The organism is Bacillus sp. TCT6 (assembly GCF_056033845.1).
Map to the genome: position 1 here is coordinate 876,227 of NZ_JBVYHX010000001.1, position 17,489 is coordinate 893,715.

The following is a 17,489-nucleotide window of genomic DNA, read 5'->3' on the forward strand; positions in this document are numbered from 1 at the left end:
ATTTCTTCTAGAAGATTTGCATTTTATCTTACATTCACCAAAAAATAGTACTCCTGAAACAATGAAGTTCATTTTATTTGAATGAAATAGGGAGAGAGGACGATGAAGAAAAAAATATTGGGTGTAATGATGATTGCGACAATGGCAGGAGGGATATTTGCAGGGACGAATGTGACGCCTGTAAAAGCGGAAGAGTATCCACAAATGATTGTGTTTGAAGATGTTCCATACGGGTTTTGGGCATATGACGCTATTATGGATTTAGCATATCATAAAATTATATTAGGGTATGGAAACGGGAAGTATGGTGTTGGTGATCTTACAACACGTGAACAAGTAGCTGGTATTATTTACAGAACACTTGAAATGAAAGAAGAAGGATCAGTAGCGAATCCGTATAAAGATATTTCTGATAGTACAACAACTTTTAAAAAGGAAATTTTGGTGTTAACAAAACGTGGTGTTTTTACAGGGGATGGGCAAGGGAACTTTAGGCCGAAAGCACCAGTCTCTAGAGCGGAAATGGCTGTCATTTTAAAACGAGCATTTACTTTTGAAACGAAGCAAAAACATACATTTAAAGATATTCCAAAAGGCCACTGGGCAGAAGATGCAATTAGTGCGCTACAATCTAATAATGTTGTAAGAGGAACTGGGAATGGCATGTATGAATTAAATCACCCTGTACCTAGAGAACAATATGCTCAATTTATTAATAATGCGATTATTAATTATCATTTGAAAGAGGATTGGAGATAGAGTGAAATATGAAAGCACAAATAGAAATATTTGTGCTTTTTTGTTTGTTTAAAAAAGAATTATTATTCGTTTTTATGTATTTTTAATGTTATACATAAGCTTTATAATCAACCCCATAAAAAAGACATGATGTGTAATATGATTCACAAAACCGTCACGAAATGTGTCGGAAAATATATTGTTACTATACTATTTGTTATGTATATTTGAAAAAACATATACATATTGGGGAGGAAATGTAATGAGCAAAAAATTATTAAAAACAGCTACAGCATTAACAATTATGGGTGGGGTGTTATTCTCAGCAGAGAGTAACAATGTAAAAGCGGAAAGTGCACCGTTGCAAAAAACAAATACAATTGTATTTAAAGATGTACCAAAAGGGCATTGGGCATATGAGGCGATTCATGATTTAGCGGAACAAGAAATTATTTTGGGATATGGCGATGGAATATTCGGTTTTGGGGATAATGTAACACGTGAGCAAGTTGCAGCTTTAATTTACCGTGTGTTTGATATGGAAGAACAAGATGAATATGAAAACCCATATGGAGATATCGATGAAAATTCAACAAGCTTTATCGAGGAAATATTGGCTTTAACGGAAATGGGAATTTTCCAGGGAGACGAGAATGGAAACTTTAGACCGAAGGCGACGTTAACGCGTGCGGAAATGGCACAAGTTCTTACGAATGCTTTTGACTTACAGGCAAAGGGATCTCATAACTTTAATGATGTTTCAGCAAATTCATGGGCAACGAATGCAATTAGTGCAGTACAAACAAATGGTATTACAATGGGAATCGGAGAAGGTAAATTCGGTCCGTCTATGAAGGTAACGAGAGAACAATACGCACAGTTTTTACATAGAGCAATATTGCATGATATGGAACAAGGGCAGTAATAAAGTTTAACTAGTCAAAGTGAAATTTAAAAATAATACAAAAAGGTCGTTGTTGTATAACAGCGGCCTTTTTTTGTATGAAATAAAGCGCGAAAGAATGGCGTTTTGAAAAAAAATGAAGTGAATTTTCAAAAAAAACTTCCTTTTCTGAAGATTTGTTATATAATATAAAACATGAAATCAAATCTGTTATAAAACAGTTTAAGAAGGGGATGCTAATATGTCGACGCAAACTTCACGGGTTACACTCGTTGGAGAAATGTTACCAGCGTACAACGAAATATTGACACCTGAGGTGCTTAGTTTTTTGAAGGAACTACATGAGAATTTTAATGAGCGCCGCATAGAACTTTTACAAAAACGTGTAGAAAAACAAAAGAGAATTGATGCAGGGGAGTTTCCGAAGTTTCTAGAAGAAACAAAACACATACGTGAAGCGGATTGGACAATTGCCAAGCTGCCAAAAGACTTAGAGGATCGCCGCGTAGAGATTACTGGACCGGTAGATAGAAAGATGGTCATTAACGCTTTAAATTCAGGAGCGCATCTTTTTATGGCGGATTTTGAAGATTCGAATTCACCAACTTGGGAAAATGCAGTGGAAGGTCAAATCAACTTACGAGATGCAGTAAAGGGAACGATTTCACATGAAAATGATAAAGGGAAAGGATATAGATTAAATGAGAAAACAGCTGTACTCATTGTACGTCCAAGAGGATGGCATTTAGAGGAAAAGCATATGCAAGTTGATGGGGAAAATATGTCAGGTAGCTTAGTAGATTTCGGCTTGTACTTTTTCCATAATGCGAAAGCTCTTTTAGCAAAAGGGAGCGGCCCATACTTTTACTTACCGAAAATGGAAAGTTATTTAGAAGCGAGATTATGGAATGATGTATTCGTATTTGCTCAAAAATATATCGGCATTCCAAATGGAACGATTAAAGCAACTGTGTTACTGGAAACGATTCACGCTTCGTTTGAAATGGATGAAATTTTGTATGAGCTAAAAGATCATTCTGCTGGCTTAAACTGTGGAAGATGGGATTATATTTTTAGCTTTTTAAAGAGTTTCCGTAATCATAATAAATTCTTACTACCAGATAGAGCACAAGTCACGATGACAGCGCCATTTATGCGTTCGTATTCTTTGAAAGTAATTCAAACGTGTCACCGCCGTAATGCACCAGCAATTGGAGGAATGGCGGCACAAATTCCGATTAAAAATAATCCAGAAGCGAATGAAGCAGCTTTTGAAAAAGTGCGTGCTGATAAGGAGCGCGAAGCTTTAGACGGTCATGACGGGACTTGGGTTGCTCACCCTGGACTTGTACCGGTTGCAATGGAAGTATTTAATCACATTATGAAAACACCAAATCAAATTTTCAGAAAACGTGAAGAAATATGTGTAACAGAAAACGATTTACTAGAGGTACCGGTGGGAACGATTACAGAAGAGGGCCTTCGCATGAATATTAGCGTAGGTATTCAATATATTGCATCTTGGTTAAGCGGACGGGGAGCAGCACCCATTTATAACTTAATGGAAGATGCGGCAACTGCTGAAATTTCAAGAGCACAAGTATGGCAATGGATTCGTCATGAAGGTGGAAAACTAAATGATGGTCGTAATATTACGCTTGAATTAATGGAAGAGCTAAAAGAAGAAGAAGTAGCAAAAATAGAAAGAGAGATTGGTAAGGAAGCCTTTAAGAAAGGGAGATTCCAAGAGGCGACAATGTTGTTTACAAATCTCGTTCGAAATGATGAATTCGTACCATTTTTAACATTACCAGGTTATGAAATTTTATAAAAAATGAAAAGGGGATGGAATAAATGAAAAACGAAAGAATCGAGAAATTACAAGAAAGCTGGGAATTAGATGAGCGTTGGAAAGGGATCACACGTCCATATTCGGCAGAAGATGTAATTCGCCTGCGCGGATCAATTGATATTGAACATACATTAGCGCGCCGCGGTGCTGAGAAGCTTTGGACATCGCTTCATACAGAAGACTATATTAACGCACTTGGCGCATTAACAGGAAATCAAGCGATGCAACAAGTAAAAGCTGGGTTAAAAGCGATTTACTTAAGTGGTTGGCAAGTGGCAGCTGATGCAAACCTTTCTGGACATATGTATCCAGACCAAAGTTTATATCCAGCGAACAGCGTACCTGCTGTAGTGAAACGAATTAATCAAACACTTCAACGTGCGGATCAAATTCAACATATGGAAGGAAGCGATGATACAGACTATTTCGTACCGATTGTAGCAGATGCAGAAGCTGGATTTGGTGGACAATTAAACGTATTTGAACTGATGAAAGGTATGATTGAAGCAGGTGCATCAGGTGTGCATTTTGAAGATCAATTATCTTCAGAGAAAAAATGTGGCCATTTAGGTGGAAAAGTACTACTACCAACGCAAACAGCGGTACGTAATTTAATTTCTGCACGTCTTGCAGCAGATGTAATGGGAGTGCCAACAATTATCGTTGCAAGAACAGATGCAGATGCAGCTGATTTAATTACGAGCGATATCGATCCTGTTGATAAAGCATTTATTACAGGAGAAAGAACACCAGAAGGATTTTACCGTACGAATGCAGGTCTTGATCAAGCGATTGCGCGCGGTTTAGCGTATGCACCGTATGCAGACCTCGTTTGGTGTGAAACGTCGGAACCAAATTTAGAAGATGCAAAACGATTTGCGGACGCAATTCATAAGGAGCATCCAGGAAAGTTACTTGCATATAACTGTTCACCTTCATTCAACTGGAAACAAAAACTAGATGAAAAAACAATTGCGAGCTTCCAAAAGGAAATCGCATCTTACGGTTATAAGTTCCAATTCGTAACACTTGCTGGATTCCATTCATTAAATTACGGTATGTTTGAACTAGCACGTGGCTATAAAGAGCGCGGCATGGCAGCATACTCTGAACTACAACAAGCTGAATTTGCAGCAGAAAAACACGGCTACTCTGCAACACGTCATCAACGCGAAGTAGGAACAGGTTACTTTGATGAAGTTGCACAAGTGATTACAGGCGGAACTTCATCAACGACAGCGTTAAAAGGATCTACAGAAGAAGCACAGTTTACGAAATAAAAGGAAGGGGCACCTGTTTGAAGGGGGCCCCTTGTTATTTTGTGAACGATTCGAAAAGAGATATCAATTTATCGGCAAAAAACGATACTAACTTTTCTTTATTACTAAATCAACGCCACTCAGCCCTATGATTACGAATAAACTTCATATCTTTCTCATAATGCTCTAGATGTCCTTCATCAATCATTCTTTGGAAATTCAAGTCGCCTTCTTGCGCTTTTCGTTTCATATATGTACATAACCCTTCTAATCGTAGCAACACCATTCCTAAGTAATCTTCATCCATATTTTTACCATAGGACTGAACGAATAATTTCACTCTCTCTTTAATACGATCTGCATGTTGCGATGATTCATAATGAATGGCTTCACCAGATTCTGTATAATACACTCTACTTAAAGGCACACAAGTATAAAGTGTATAAGCGATATCCCATAGTCTTGGACCAGGAGCAGCAACATCGAAATCAATAATCCCTACTGGCTTCTCATTATTAAAAATAATGTTATATATGGCAAAATCATTGTGGCATAAAACCTCAATGTTATTTGGCGTGTGATCCATCGGTTTCCAATCATCTAATAACGGAAAATCACTTACAGCATCATGGTAAAGGCGGAGCATCTTTGCGATTCCTTTTAATACATCATTAGATCGCATATATTCTTTTAAAGGATAATTCCCAGCTTCTCCTTCAATAAAGGATAAAACCTCTCTATCTTCTTCATCTACACCTAAAAACTTTGGAGTATAATGAAATCCTTTGTTTTCTAAGTGTTGTAATAGCTTATGGATTTTTGCGCTATCTGGCTTTAACTCTCGACGAACAGTATTTTCAGAACGATATACGTTCGAAACGTTTCCGCCTGTTAGCTTTTCTTCGTTATCGTAGTTTGACATGTAAAAATTCCCCCTATAATTAAAAAATCCAATTCCAAATAGTGAATAGACCAACAATGGCAGAAAAGAGAAGGCAAGCAAGGAATGCTAGACAGCCAAAAGGAACTAGCTTATCTTGCCATGTTTCTTTATACTCATAAATTAACTCCTCTGCTACTTTCTTCTGCACTGAAGATAAAGGTTGATCTTTATACAAAGCTTTTATATGGTTAGAATCGCCTTTAAACTTTAAAGCGCGTGCAATATGATGAGGGTTATTTCCCATTGATTTCTCAAATAATAAACATGATTCATGCATAATATCTGTTTTATGCTCCTCTAGATACCAGTAACGTCCAGCCATTTCTGGATATTGTAATTTATAATAAATATCTCCGAGTTGTTTTCGAAGATGTAATTCATTTGGGTATGTAAAGATGAGGCCGTGCAATCTGTCTCTTGCTTTTCCAAGATTATTATTTTCAATATCCTCTTCGATTCTTTTTAATGTTTTTCTAGGAATTTTGTTGTTCATAAATTCCTCCTTATTTGGAATAGAGATAATTATATTTTATAAGAAATACTAAAAATTAGAAATTCCATTTTAGAAAAAGATTGTACATTTTATTTTAATGTGCTATGATGATGTCAGTTGAATAGTTAAATTAAGCAATCCATATGTTATCAAGTGCTGAAAACGAACGAGAAAAAGTATGTGAGAACTAGTTTATGTTTCGTATTTGATAATGTGTGGATTCTTTTTTTAGACAGGAAGACTAAAAAATTTAAAATTTGTATTTTCTTAGGAGGAAATAATTATGGCAGTAACAGGACAAGTAAAATGGTTTAACAACGAAAAAGGTTTCGGTTTCATCGAAGTTCCAGGCGAAAACGACGTATTCGTACACTTCTCAGCAATCGAAACTGACGGTTTCAAATCTTTAGAAGAAGGTCAAAAAGTTAGCTTCGAAATCGAAGACGGTAACCGTGGACCTCAAGCTAAAAACGTAATCAAACTATAATTTTATAGTTGATGATGGAAAAAAGGATGGCTAATGCCATCCTTTTTTTTTAGGTTGTGCAGAAATTTTTTTCAGAGCCTGTTTTTATATCTAAATCTCTTTTTCTATGTTACAACTGGTAAAAAATTATCGGGAATGCGTATTAGTTTCTGTATAAGAATTAGTTCAGCAAGAGCATTTGCTGCGTATGATAGTAAATAACTATAAGTTTGTATTCTTTATTGAAATAGGGGAATCTTTTCCAGATAGACCTTGAGTCTCATCTTTTTTGTTAGTATTGTTATTGGAATTTTGTACGTTTTGAGATGATGTTTCTAACAGTTGTTCTTGTTCCTTGCTAGGAGTATTCAGAGCATCTGAGGGGATGCTATTAACCTGCTGACTTAATAGATTTTCTTTATCCATAGTATACAACTCCTTTTTAGAATTCGATAAAAAGCAATGTAATTATAAATAGCTACTTATATATATTGTGTTTTTGAATGACATTATATACAAAACTTATATTACAAAGTTAATTAATTGACGAATTGTTAGTGATGGAAAAAGATGTACAAATTTAAATTTTTTAGTAAAAATTTAAAGCGGGTAACAAGTACAAATACTCTTTCTCATGTTTTATATAAGGATCATATTACAAATCAAAAAAGATGTAGAGAACCTTGGAAGAAAATATAGTTGTTTTTCTAAGGGTGAAGAAGAATAAATAAAATGATACTACAAATGTAAAAAGGCTTTCCAAAAAGGAAGGCCTTTTACTCTTTTTTCGCTACGTTTTTCTTCTCACGTTTTTTACATTCTGTACATTTTGATTTACGAAACGGTTTGGCAAAGAATAGCAGAATAAAAAATAAACCGAATATAATACTAGCTGAATTTTTCACGATAATGACGCTACTATTTTTCATTTGAATCGATGGTTGGATCTCTTTTTCTTCCATAGTGGCCCTCCATATATTGGATTTACATTTTAATTATAACAAAGTTAATTGTTGTAATGATGTGAAATGAGGAAGTGATTTCAAATATTTATAGCAGTATAAATGCTTTTTTGTGCACAATGCCATCTTGTTATTTTTATATATTTATTTTGAAATTTGAAGAATGTTTGATAAATAATAAATTAATGTAAAATAGTAGAATGTGCAATCCGTTTTCTTTTCATAGGTGCTAAAATTATATATGCAGCTGCTAATATAAATGGAAAAAAGGAGATAATAGAGTATGGAAAGTAAAGTGGAACGCTATGTCGAAAATTATGTTGTAACGAAAAATACGATGGCCTTACTTCCTGTTATTCTAAGTGAAAAGAAAATTGTTACGCGAGTCGTTGAAATGAATGATTCTTTTTTCGTATTTCAAAAACCACTAGATATTATAGAAAGAAGTTGCCGAAAGCATGGTTCTAGTTTCTTAGGCAGAAAAGAAGGAACGAAAGAATTAACTCATATTACACATAAAGCACCGATTGCGATTAGTCCTACAGATCAACTTTATTTTTTCCCTACCTATTCTTACTCTAGAAAAGAGTGCGCTTGGTTGTCTCATTTTTATATTGAAGGTAATAAAGAATTAAAAGATGGAAATCTTATTATTAGGTTTATAAATGGCTTTGCTGTGAAATTAGAAATATCAAAAACTAGTTTTGAAAATCAACAAAATCGTACAGCGAAATTGCGTACTGAATATGAAGATCGTAGGAAAAAACAAGGGAGCCCTTGTTTTAAAGAGATTGATAAAAAAGAGGAATCAACATTAAGACCTGCTTATGAGAGAGTGTATTTTGTGAAGGAAGGCGAAGTGTGAAAGGATGGGGGAATCATCCCCATTCTTTTTTTGTTTATCCGCTATTTACCGGGCAGTAAGACGCACACATCAAAATTCAGCGAAAGCAAAGAAGTTAGGTGGGGGCCCTGCTGCCTGTAAAAGCCGGATTGGTGAGGGTTGATTAAAGTTTCATTTTATCAATCTTTATAGATAAAGAGATGTGTTAGAAAAACCGAGTTGTAATTTCATTTACCGATAAAAATACCGGAAAACCACCTAAATAACAAAACGAACGACATTTCCTGTCGAATATTGATAGATTATCATAGCTAAATAATGAAGGAATTCTTATGAAAGATATGGAAACTTTAATAAATACATCTCCATATGTCGTATCTACCATTTCCTCTTTCATATAAGCAATGATACAGTAGGGATAGTATTTAGAGTAAAGGGGTAAAGTGTAGAATGGATTTTCAGACAATCAAAGAGTATTTTTCACCAGAAAATATGGATCATATTGTTGAGAGTTATAAAGCGTTCGGACCACTTCTTGGTATTGGTTTACCGATGATAGAGGCGTTGATTCCAGCATTACCGCTTATTGTATTTGTACTGGCGAATGCTGTTGCATTTGGCTTTTGGCTCGGTTTTCTTTATTCATGGCTTGGATCAGTAATGGGTGCATTACTTGTCTTTTTCATCATCCGCCATTTTGGTCGCAGTCGTTTCTTTTCGTTTGTAAATAAGCATGAGAGAGTAAGAAAAGCAATGGGGTGGATTGAAAGGAAAGGATTCGCACCGATTTTTGTTATATTTTGTTTTCCGTTTACACCGTCAGCGCTAATAAATGTTGTCGCTGGTTTATCACGAATTAGTGTAAAACAGTTTGGGCTAGCGTTAGCATTCGGAAAACTTGTGATGATTTTTATTTTAACGTATATCGGTCATGATTTAATGTCATTTATTCATAATCCGGTGAAATCAGTCATTGTAGCGATTGGTATTTTTATTTTATGGTATGTCGGTAAGAAAATTGAAGTAAAGTTAGAACTACATTAAGAATAGTCTTCTTTGTAAAGGAAAGCTTCAGTATTAAAGGATAAGGGGAGAAGCGGATGAAGAAAACTTTGAAAAAAGAAGGCATAGAGTGGATACGAACAATTTTAATTGGTGTATTATTAGCTGTATTTTTTCGAACGTTTTTCTTCTCAACGTATGTTGTAGAGGGGAAGTCAATGATGCCGACATTGCAAGATGGTAATATGCTCGTTGTAAATAAGGTGAGTTATCAAGTTGGGGACTTGAACAGATTTGACGTTGTGGTGTTTCATGCGAATAAAAAAGAGGACTATGTAAAGCGAATTATCGGTTTACCTGGAGATCATATTGAATATAAGTATGATAAGTTATATATAAATGGACAATTTATTGATGAGCCGTATCTAGAGAAATATAAGAAAGAGATAAATGGAAGGCAACTAACAGGCGACTTTAAATTAGAAGAGTTAACGAAAGAAAAGCTGGTGCCACCCGGGTTTATTTTTGTAGTAGGTGATAACCGGCTCGGGAGCTGGGATAGTAGACACTTTGGCTTTGTAAAAGCTGATACAGTCGTCGGTAAAGTTGATTTGCGATATTGGCCAATTCAAGAGGTGCAAACGAATTTTTCAAAAGGTTGATATAATAGATAGAAGTATAGAAAAGACAAACAACTCAGTTTGTCTTTTTTCGTGTACTATAATACAATTATAGTAGCAAACTAACGTTCGTTATGTAAGTGAAAGGTGGGGTTACATGTCACTTCGATTTGTGATTGGTAGAGCGGGAAGTGGAAAAAGTACACTTTGTTTACGCGAAGTGCAAGAAGAATTAAAACAACGCCCGAGAGGGAAAACAATATTATATCTTGTGCCAGAACAGATGACATTCCAGACGCAGCAGGCGTTAATTGGAAGTGAGGATGTAAGAGGTTCTATTCGGGCACAAGTTTTTAGTTTTTCACGATTAGCGTGGAAGGTACTACAAGAAGTTGGCGGAGCGAGTCGTCTTCATATTGATGAAGCGGGTGTACATATGTTACTCCGTAAAATTGTAGAGTCTCGTAAAGATGGATTATCGGTGTTCCAAAAAGCAGCGGAGCAAAACGGTTTCTTTGAACATCTTGGCAGTATGATTGCAGAGTTTAAACGTTACAATGTAACGCCATCTAACGTATATGAAATGTGGCAACAATTGGATGCGCATAGTAGCAGTGCCGAACAAAAGTTACTAGCGAATAAAGTGTATGATTTACAGCTATTATACGATGATTTTGAACGTGCTTTAATTGGAAAATATTTAGATTCAGAAGACTACCTGCAATTGCTAGTGGAAAAGCTTCCGCAGTCTGAATATGTAAATGGTGCGGAAATTTATATAGATGGATTTCATTCATTCTCCCCGCAAGAGTTAGAGATTGTAAGACAGCTTATGATTTGCGGAGCGAGAGTTACGATCACGTTAACGATAGATGAAAAAACGTTAGCACAGCCAGTAAATGAACTCGATTTATTTTATGAAACGACGTTAACGTATGAAAAAATCAAACAAGTAGCGCGTGAAGAGAAAATAGAAATTGAAAAAACAATTCCACTTATGGAACAGCCGCGTTTTCATTCTCCGGCATTAGCGCATTTAGAAGCTCATTATGAAGCGCGTCCGAATGAAAAATTTAACGGTCAAGCGAGTGTAACGATTAGCACAGCTGCGAATTTACGAGCGGAGGTAGAAGGTGTTGCTCGTGAAATTCGTAAACTTGTTGCGAATGAAAAATATCGTTACCGAGATATTGCAGTGCTTCTTCGTAATGGGGAAAGTTATTACGATGTGATGCGCACGTTATTTACAGATTACAATATCCCGCACTTCATCGATGAAAAGCGTCCGATGTCACACCACCCATTAGTAGAATGTATTCGTTCTGCACTCGAGATTATTAGTGGGAATTGGCGTTATGATGCGGTGTTCCGCTGCGTGAAAACAGAGCTTTTATATCCATTAGACGTAAGAAAAGAAACGATGCGTGAAGAAATGGATGAATTTGAAAATTACTGTTTAGCGTACGGTGTACAAGGAAAGAGGTGGACTTCAGAGGATCCATGGATGTATCGCCGTTATCGTTCTCTTGATGATACGAACGGGATGATTACAGACAGTGAACGTGAAATGGAAGAGAAAATAAATATGTTACGTGACGTTGTAAGAACACCTGTTATTCGCATGCAAAAAAGGTTAAAGCGTGCAGGAACAGTTATGCAAATGTGTGAAGCAGTTTACTTATTTTTAGAAGAACTGGATGTTCCGAAGAAGCTAGAAGAATTACGTATACGTGCAGAAGAAAGTGGAGATTTCTTATTTGCGACAGATCATGAACAAGTATGGGAAGAAGTAATGAGTCTTCTTGATACATTTGTAGAGATGCTTGGTGAAGAGAAAATGTCTCTTTCTATGTTTACGGACGTTATGTCGACAGGTCTTGAGGCACTTCAATTTGCTAACATTCCGCCGTCATTAGACCAAGTGTTAATTGCTAATATTGATCACTCCAGGTTATCTGACGTGAAAGCAACGTTTATTATAGGTGTAAATGAGGGGGTCATTCCAGCAGCACCTATGGATGAAGGTATGCTTTCTGATGAGGAAAGAGAAGTTCTTGGTGCGGCAGGGATTGAATTAGCGCCAACGACGAGACAAACTTTGTTAGAAGAACAGTTCGTTATGTATCAAATGGTAACGAGAGCGTCTGAGAGGTTATACATTTCATGCCCGCTTGCAGATGAAGAAGGAAAGACGTTACTTGCGTCTAGCTTTATTAAGAAAATAAAAAGAATGTTCCCTAATGTGAAAGATTCATTTATTACGAATGACGTAAATGATTTATCACGTTCAGAACAAATTTCATACGTAGCAACGCCAGAAGTAACGTTATCTTACGTTATGCAGCAACTACAAACGTGGAAGCGATACGGATTTGAAGGGAATTTAGACTTTTGGTGGGACGTATACAACTTCTACGTAACTTCAGATGAATGGAAACAAAAAAGTAGCCGCGTCTTATCAAGTTTATTCTATCGAAATCGTGCGAAGAAGCTAAGTACAGCAGTAAGTAGAGATTTATATGGAGATATAATTAAAGGAAGCGTCTCTCGTATGGAACTATTTAACCGTTGTGCATACGCTCATTTTGCACAGCACGGTTTATCACTTAGAGAGCGTGATATTTTCAAGCTTGATGCACCAGACATCGGTGAATTATTCCATGCGGCATTAAAGAAAATTGCGGATAAGTTATTGCGTGAAAACCGCACTTGGGCGGATTTATCTATAAAAGAGTGTGAGCATCTTTCTGTCTTAGTAATAGAAGAAATCGCACCGTTATTACAACGACAAATTTTATTAAGTTCAAACCGTCATTTCTATTTAAAACAAAAACTACAACAAATCATTTTCCGTACGTCAATCATTCTTCGTGAACATGCGAAGTCGAGCGGATTCGTACCAGTTGATTTAGAAGTGCCATTCGGTATGGGCGGTACAGGATCACTTCCGCCGATGGAATTCTCACTACCAAATGGTGTGAAGATGGAAGTAGTCGGCCGTATTGACCGTGTTGATAAGGCAGAAGATGAGAACGGGACGTTCTTACGTATTATTGATTATAAATCAAGTTCAAAAGCGTTAGATTTAACAGAAGTGTATTACGGATTAGCACTTCAAATGTTAACGTATTTAGATGTTGTTACTTCGAATGCACAGACGTGGATGAAAAAAGGCCAAGCAGCATCACCAGCGGGTGTATTGTATTTTCATATCCATAATCCAATTGTTGAAATGAAAGGTGACGCATCTGAAGCCGAAATTGAAAAAGAAATTTTAAAGAAATTTAAAATGAAAGGACTCGTATTAGGAGATGCTGACGTTGTTCGTTTAATGGATAACAAACTTTCAACAGGAAGTTCAGATATTATTTCTGCTGGCCTGAAAAAAGACGGTAGCTTTAGTGCGCGTTCAAGTATTGCAAGTGAGCAAGAGTTTAACGTACTGCAAAAATATGTACACCATACGTTTGAAAATATCGGAAAAGATATTACAGAAGGTGTTATCGATATTGCTCCTTATAAAATGGGAAATAAAGCAGCGTGCACGTTCTGTAACTTCAAATCTGTTTGTCAATTTGATGAGTCACTTGAAGATAATCAATTCCGTACGTTAAAAGATATGAAAGATAGTGAAGCGATGGAGAAAATAAGAGAGGAGGTTGGCGGAGAATGATAGAAAATTGGCCTAAAAAACCAGAAGGTAGTCAATGGACAGATGACCAGTGGAAAGCTGTTGTAGCGAACGGACGTGATATTTTAGTTGCGGCTGCAGCTGGATCAGGTAAAACAGCAGTATTAGTTGAACGTATTATTAAAAAGATTATTAATGAAGAGAATCCAGTCGATGTCGACCGCCTGCTCGTTGTAACATTTACAAATGCAGCAGCGCAAGAGATGAAAAATCGAATTGGGGAAGCGTTAGAAAAGGTATTAATTGATGAACCAGGCTCTCAGCATGTAAGAAAGCAACTGAGCCTATTAAATAAAGCTTCCATTTCAACAATTCACTCATTCTGTTTACAAGTAATTAGAGGATATTACTACATGCTGGATGTTGATCCTCGTTTCCGTATTGCGAATCAAACAGAAAATGAATTGTTAAAAGAAGAAGTGCTAGATGACATATTAGAAGAAGAGTACGGAATCGAAGATAATACAATCTTCTTTGAACTTGTTGATCGTTATACGAGTGACCGTAGTGATGATGACTTACAACGTATGATTTTAGCGCTTCATACAGAGTCAAGAGCGCATCCAAATCCGGAAAAATGGCTTGATAAATTAGTAGAAGCATATGACGTAGAAGGAAAGACAATTGAAGATTTAGTATATGCTTCTTATTTATTAGAAGATGTGAAATTCCAGCTTGAAACAGCGGAACAGCATATTCGTAAGGCAACTGAACTCGCAATGCTTCCTGACGGTCCAGCGCCTCGCGTTGAAACCCTGCAAGCAGATGTAGCATTACTTGGAACGTTATCATCAGCTGCTCGTGAGTCGTGGACAAGCGTGTATGAAGCGATGCAAAACGTATCGTGGCAAACGTTAAAGCGTATTAAGAAAAGTGATTACAATGAAGATGTTGTAAAACAAGTAGACTCTCTTCGTAATAAAGCGAAAGATGAAGTAAAGAAATTACAAGAAGAGTTATTTAGCCGCAAACCTGAAAGTTTCTTACGAGATTTTCAAGATATGCACCCAGTATTAGAAAAGCTTGTTCAACTTGTAAAAGTATTTACAGAGCGTTTCCAAGCGATGAAGCGAGATAAAGGAATGGTCGATTTCACAGATTTAGAGCATTTCTGTTTACAAATTTTAAGTGAACAAAGTGAAAATGGTGAAATGAATCCGTCAGCAGTGGCGCTCCAATATCGTAATAAATTTACTGAAGTATTAGTCGATGAATATCAAGATACGAACTTTGTACAGGAATCCATTATTAAATTCGTAACAAAAGATTCTGAGAGTGAAGGAAACTTGTTCATGGTTGGTGACGTAAAGCAGTCGATTTATCGTTTCCGACTAGCTGAACCAGGACTATTCCTAGGAAAGTATAAACGCTTCACACAAGAAGGATTGGGCGGCGGAATGAAGATTGACTTAGCGAAAAACTTCCGTAGTCGTCATGAAGTACTAGCAGGTACGAACTTCATTTTCAAACAAATTATGGGCGAAGAAGTTGGAGAGATTGACTACGATGCTGACGCTGAATTAAAACTAGGTGCTACCTATCCAGAAGGTGAAGATGTAGCGGCAGAATTACTCTGTATTCAGCAAACGGAAGAAGAAGTAATAGACGGTGAAGAAGGTGCAGAAGTCGAAAAAGCACAGCTTGAAGCTCGCCTTATGGCGCAACGCATTAAAGCGATGGTTGATTCCGGTTATGAAGTGTATGACCGTAAAACGGATAGTATGCGTCCTGTACAATACCGCGACTTCGTTATTTTACTTCGCTCCATGCCGTGGGCGCCGCAAATTATGGAAGAGTTAAAATTGCAAGGAATTCCGGTATATGCTGACCTTGCGACTGGTTATTTTGAAGCAACGGAAGTAAATATTATGATGAACGTATTCCGCGTTATTGATAATCCGATGCAAGATATCCCGCTTGCAGCTGTACTTCGTTCCCCAATCGTTGGATTAAACGATGAAGACCTTGCGACGCTTCGTGCTCACGGAAAGAAAGGCTCGTTTTATGAAGTAATGAGCTCATTCTTAAAAGGTGCACCGCTTGAAGAGGAACAAGAACTTCATGAAAAACTAGAGTGGTTTTATAACTTACTGCAAGGATGGCGTGAATTTGCACGTCAACAATCACTTTCTGATTTAATTTGGAAAGTGTACGGCGAGACAGGTTATTACGACTTCGTTGGCGGTTTACCAGCTGGAAAGCAAAGGCAGGCAAACTTACGCGTACTATATGACCGTGCAAGACAATATGAAGCAACATCATTTAGAGGATTATTCCGGTTCTTACGTTTTATTGAACGTATTTTAGAACGCGGTGATGATATGGGGACGGCGAGGGCCCTCGGTGAACAAGAAGACGTTGTTCGCATCATGACGATCCATAAAAGTAAAGGGCTAGAGTTCCCGGTTGTATTTGTAGCTGGACTCGGCCGTCGTTTTAATACACAAGACTTAATGAAACGTTTCTTACTCCATAAAGATTTCGGTTTCGGTTCGCAATTTATCGATCCGCGTAAACGAATTAAATACACGACATTATCACAGCTTGCGATTAAACGTAAAATGAAAATGGAATTAATTGCGGAAGAAATGCGCGTACTATACGTAGCGTTGACGCGTGCGAAAGAGAAGTTAATTTTAATCGGAACAGTTAAGGATGCAAATAAGGAGATGGAAAAATGGCTTGATGCGAGGGAACATAGTGAATGGTTATTACCGGATCACATACGTGCCGGAGCGTCTTGTTATTTAGACTGGATTGCACCTTCATTATATAGACACCGTGATAGTGAAATGCTTCTTGAATTAGGACAAGGAAGTATTCCAGATGAAATTTACGGGTATGACACGAACTGGAAAGTAGAAGTTGTGGACGGTAACACGCTACTTGCACCAGAGCCAGTTCAAGAAGAGAAACAAGAATTGTTAGAAGCGCTTCGTGAGAAAAAGGCTGTTCCCCTGCAAAGTGAACGGAAAGAAGAAGTGTACGACAGATTAATGTGGAAGTACGGATATGAGGATGCAACATCTTATCGTGCGAAGCAATCTGTTACAGAAATAAAGAGAAATTATCAATCTGAAGAAGGTAGCGATAATACCTTTATTAAAAAACTACGTGCGCCAATTAAAACACGTCCGCGCTTTATGGAGAAAAAAGGATTAACGTACGCAGAGCGTGGAACAGCAGTCCATGCCGTTATGCAGCATGTTGATTTGAAGAAGCCGATTACGGTTGAAGTTCTGCAAGAGCAAATTGCTGGAATGGTAAATAAGGAATTATTAACATTCGAGCAGGCGGAAGAAATAGCGATTGAAAAAGTAATTTCATTCTTTGACAGTGATTTAGGTAAAAGGGTACTAGCGGCGAAAAGTGTTGAGCGTGAAGTGCCATTTACGATGATGCTTGCAGCAGAAGAAGCATATCAAGATTGGCAAGGGAAGAGTGAAGAAACGATTCTTGTCCAAGGGGTTATCGACTGCATGATTGAAGAGGAAGACGGCATTACGTTAATCGACTTCAAAACAGATACGATTGAAGGGAAATTCCCAGGTGGATTCGAACAAGCAAAACCAATTTTAGAAGATCGATATAAAGTACAGCTTTCGTTATATGCAAAAGCGCTGGAGAAAAGCTTACAACATCCTGTGAAAGAGAAATGTTTATACTTCTTTGATGGGAATCATGTTGTAAATATTGAGGAATAGAGGGGCTTGAA

14 protein-coding genes are annotated in these 17,489 nt (G+C 37.0%); 10 read left to right on the top strand and 4 right to left on the bottom strand.

The window, feature by feature from the left end; genetic code table 11:
• The first annotated feature begins 102 nt into the window (after nucleotides 1-102).
• The 4 genes from AC0ONG_RS04380 to aceA all read left to right on the top strand — a co-directional run bounded on the left by AC0ONG_RS04380 (nucleotide 103) and on the right by aceA (nucleotide 4,774).
• Nucleotides 103-759 carry an S-layer homology domain-containing protein gene (locus AC0ONG_RS04380; protein ID WP_474203519.1) on the top strand — a complete coding sequence of 219 codons (657 nt, stop codon included), beginning with the start codon at nucleotides 103-105 and terminating at the stop codon, nucleotides 757-759.
• Between the two features lie 241 nt (nucleotides 760-1,000).
• Nucleotides 1,001-1,663 (top strand): S-layer homology domain-containing protein, encoded by a 663-nt coding sequence (locus AC0ONG_RS04385; RefSeq protein ID WP_012614769.1) that lies wholly within the window; start codon nucleotides 1,001-1,003, stop codon nucleotides 1,661-1,663.
• Nucleotides 1,664-1,883: 220 nt separating this feature from the next.
• Nucleotides 1,884-3,473: a malate synthase A gene (gene aceB / locus AC0ONG_RS04390; protein ID WP_474203520.1), complete on the top strand. Its 1,590-nt coding sequence runs from the start codon at nucleotides 1,884-1,886 to the stop codon at nucleotides 3,471-3,473.
• 23 nt (nucleotides 3,474-3,496) lie between these two features.
• Nucleotides 3,497-4,774 carry an isocitrate lyase gene (aceA, locus tag AC0ONG_RS04395; RefSeq protein ID WP_000787346.1) on the top strand — a complete coding sequence of 426 codons (1,278 nt, stop codon included), beginning with the start codon at nucleotides 3,497-3,499 and terminating at the stop codon, nucleotides 4,772-4,774.
• Nucleotides 4,775-4,883: 109 nt separating this feature from the next.
• On the opposite strand, the gene AC0ONG_RS04400 is transcribed toward aceA, so the two are convergent.
• Together AC0ONG_RS04400 and AC0ONG_RS04405 are read right to left on the bottom strand one after the other, a co-directional pair.
• Nucleotides 4,884-5,675, bottom strand: coding sequence for a phosphotransferase (locus AC0ONG_RS04400; protein ID WP_000073811.1), 792 nt, complete (start codon nucleotides 5,673-5,675; stop codon nucleotides 4,884-4,886).
• A 19-nt stretch (nucleotides 5,676-5,694) separates the two neighbouring features.
• Nucleotides 5,695-6,189, bottom strand: coding sequence for a DUF6584 family protein (locus AC0ONG_RS04405; protein ID WP_001060337.1), 495 nt, complete (start codon nucleotides 6,187-6,189; stop codon nucleotides 5,695-5,697).
• 283 nt (nucleotides 6,190-6,472) lie between these two features.
• Here AC0ONG_RS04405 and cspA point away from each other — a divergent pair, with 283 nt between their 5' ends.
• Nucleotides 6,473-6,676 carry an RNA chaperone/antiterminator CspA gene (gene cspA / locus AC0ONG_RS04410; protein WP_000301518.1) on the top strand — a complete coding sequence of 68 codons (204 nt, stop codon included), beginning with the start codon at nucleotides 6,473-6,475 and terminating at the stop codon, nucleotides 6,674-6,676.
• Between the two features lie 201 nt (nucleotides 6,677-6,877).
• On the opposite strand, the gene AC0ONG_RS04415 is transcribed toward cspA, so the two are convergent.
• Together AC0ONG_RS04415 and AC0ONG_RS04420 are read right to left on the bottom strand one after the other, a co-directional pair.
• On the bottom strand, nucleotides 6,878-7,081 hold the full coding sequence (locus tag AC0ONG_RS04415; protein WP_000356915.1) for a hypothetical protein: 204 nt from the start codon (nucleotides 7,079-7,081) through the stop codon (nucleotides 6,878-6,880).
• A gap of 350 nt (nucleotides 7,082-7,431) precedes the next feature.
• A complete protein-coding gene (locus AC0ONG_RS04420) occupies nucleotides 7,432-7,617 on the bottom strand; it encodes a hypothetical protein (RefSeq protein ID WP_000391375.1) in 186 nt (61 codons plus the stop codon).
• Nucleotides 7,618-7,900: 283 nt separating this feature from the next.
• Here AC0ONG_RS04420 and AC0ONG_RS04425 point away from each other — a divergent pair, with 283 nt between their 5' ends.
• The 5 genes from AC0ONG_RS04425 to addA all read left to right on the top strand — a co-directional run bounded on the left by AC0ONG_RS04425 (nucleotide 7,901) and on the right by addA (nucleotide 17,478).
• On the top strand, nucleotides 7,901-8,482 hold the full coding sequence (locus AC0ONG_RS04425; RefSeq protein WP_000444446.1) for a competence protein ComK: 582 nt from the start codon (nucleotides 7,901-7,903) through the stop codon (nucleotides 8,480-8,482).
• 429 nt (nucleotides 8,483-8,911) lie between these two features.
• Nucleotides 8,912-9,505, top strand: coding sequence for a TVP38/TMEM64 family protein (locus AC0ONG_RS04430; protein WP_000347517.1), 594 nt, complete (start codon nucleotides 8,912-8,914; stop codon nucleotides 9,503-9,505).
• Nucleotides 9,506-9,561: 56 nt separating this feature from the next.
• Entirely contained in the window at nucleotides 9,562-10,125 is a 564-nt protein-coding gene (gene lepB, locus AC0ONG_RS04435) for a signal peptidase I (RefSeq protein WP_326265944.1), read from the top strand.
• Nucleotides 10,126-10,240: 115 nt separating this feature from the next.
• The gene (addB, locus tag AC0ONG_RS04440; RefSeq protein ID WP_326265945.1) at nucleotides 10,241-13,756 is read left to right on the top strand and encodes a helicase-exonuclease AddAB subunit AddB; all 3,516 of its coding nucleotides are present in this window, start codon (nucleotides 10,241-10,243) and stop codon (nucleotides 13,754-13,756) included.
• Nucleotides 13,753-17,478 (top strand): helicase-exonuclease AddAB subunit AddA, encoded by a 3,726-nt coding sequence (gene addA, locus AC0ONG_RS04445; protein ID WP_474203521.1) that lies wholly within the window; start codon nucleotides 13,753-13,755, stop codon nucleotides 17,476-17,478. The genes addB and addA overlap by 4 nt, the downstream gene beginning before the upstream one ends.
• The last annotated feature ends 11 nt before the right edge of the window (nucleotides 17,479-17,489 follow it).

What these genes read in the sequence shown, in the direction of transcription:
- AC0ONG_RS04380 (WP_474203519.1), top strand. Translation starts at nt 103, where the DNA reads ATGAAGAAAAAAATATTGGGTGTAATGATGATTGCGACAATGGCAGGA.
- AC0ONG_RS04385 (WP_012614769.1), top strand. Translation starts at nt 1,001, where the DNA reads ATGAGCAAAAAATTATTAAAAACAGCTACAGCATTAACAATTATGGGT.
- aceB (WP_474203520.1), top strand. Translation starts at nt 1,884, where the DNA reads ATGTCGACGCAAACTTCACGGGTTACACTCGTTGGAGAAATGTTACCA.
- aceA (WP_000787346.1), top strand. Translation starts at nt 3,497, where the DNA reads ATGAAAAACGAAAGAATCGAGAAATTACAAGAAAGCTGGGAATTAGAT.
- AC0ONG_RS04400 (WP_000073811.1), bottom strand. Translation starts at nt 5,675, where the DNA reads ATGTCAAACTACGATAACGAAGAAAAGCTAACAGGCGGAAACGTTTCG.
- AC0ONG_RS04405 (WP_001060337.1), bottom strand. Translation starts at nt 6,189, where the DNA reads ATGAACAACAAAATTCCTAGAAAAACATTAAAAAGAATCGAAGAGGAT.
- cspA (WP_000301518.1), top strand. Translation starts at nt 6,473, where the DNA reads ATGGCAGTAACAGGACAAGTAAAATGGTTTAACAACGAAAAAGGTTTC.
- AC0ONG_RS04415 (WP_000356915.1), bottom strand. Translation starts at nt 7,081, where the DNA reads ATGGATAAAGAAAATCTATTAAGTCAGCAGGTTAATAGCATCCCCTCA.
- AC0ONG_RS04420 (WP_000391375.1), bottom strand. Translation starts at nt 7,617, where the DNA reads ATGGAAGAAAAAGAGATCCAACCATCGATTCAAATGAAAAATAGTAGC.
- AC0ONG_RS04425 (WP_000444446.1), top strand. Translation starts at nt 7,901, where the DNA reads ATGGAAAGTAAAGTGGAACGCTATGTCGAAAATTATGTTGTAACGAAA.
- AC0ONG_RS04430 (WP_000347517.1), top strand. Translation starts at nt 8,912, where the DNA reads ATGGATTTTCAGACAATCAAAGAGTATTTTTCACCAGAAAATATGGAT.
- lepB (WP_326265944.1), top strand. Translation starts at nt 9,562, where the DNA reads ATGAAGAAAACTTTGAAAAAAGAAGGCATAGAGTGGATACGAACAATT.
- addB (WP_326265945.1), top strand. Translation starts at nt 10,241, where the DNA reads ATGTCACTTCGATTTGTGATTGGTAGAGCGGGAAGTGGAAAAAGTACA.
- addA (WP_474203521.1), top strand. Translation starts at nt 13,753, where the DNA reads ATGATAGAAAATTGGCCTAAAAAACCAGAAGGTAGTCAATGGACAGAT.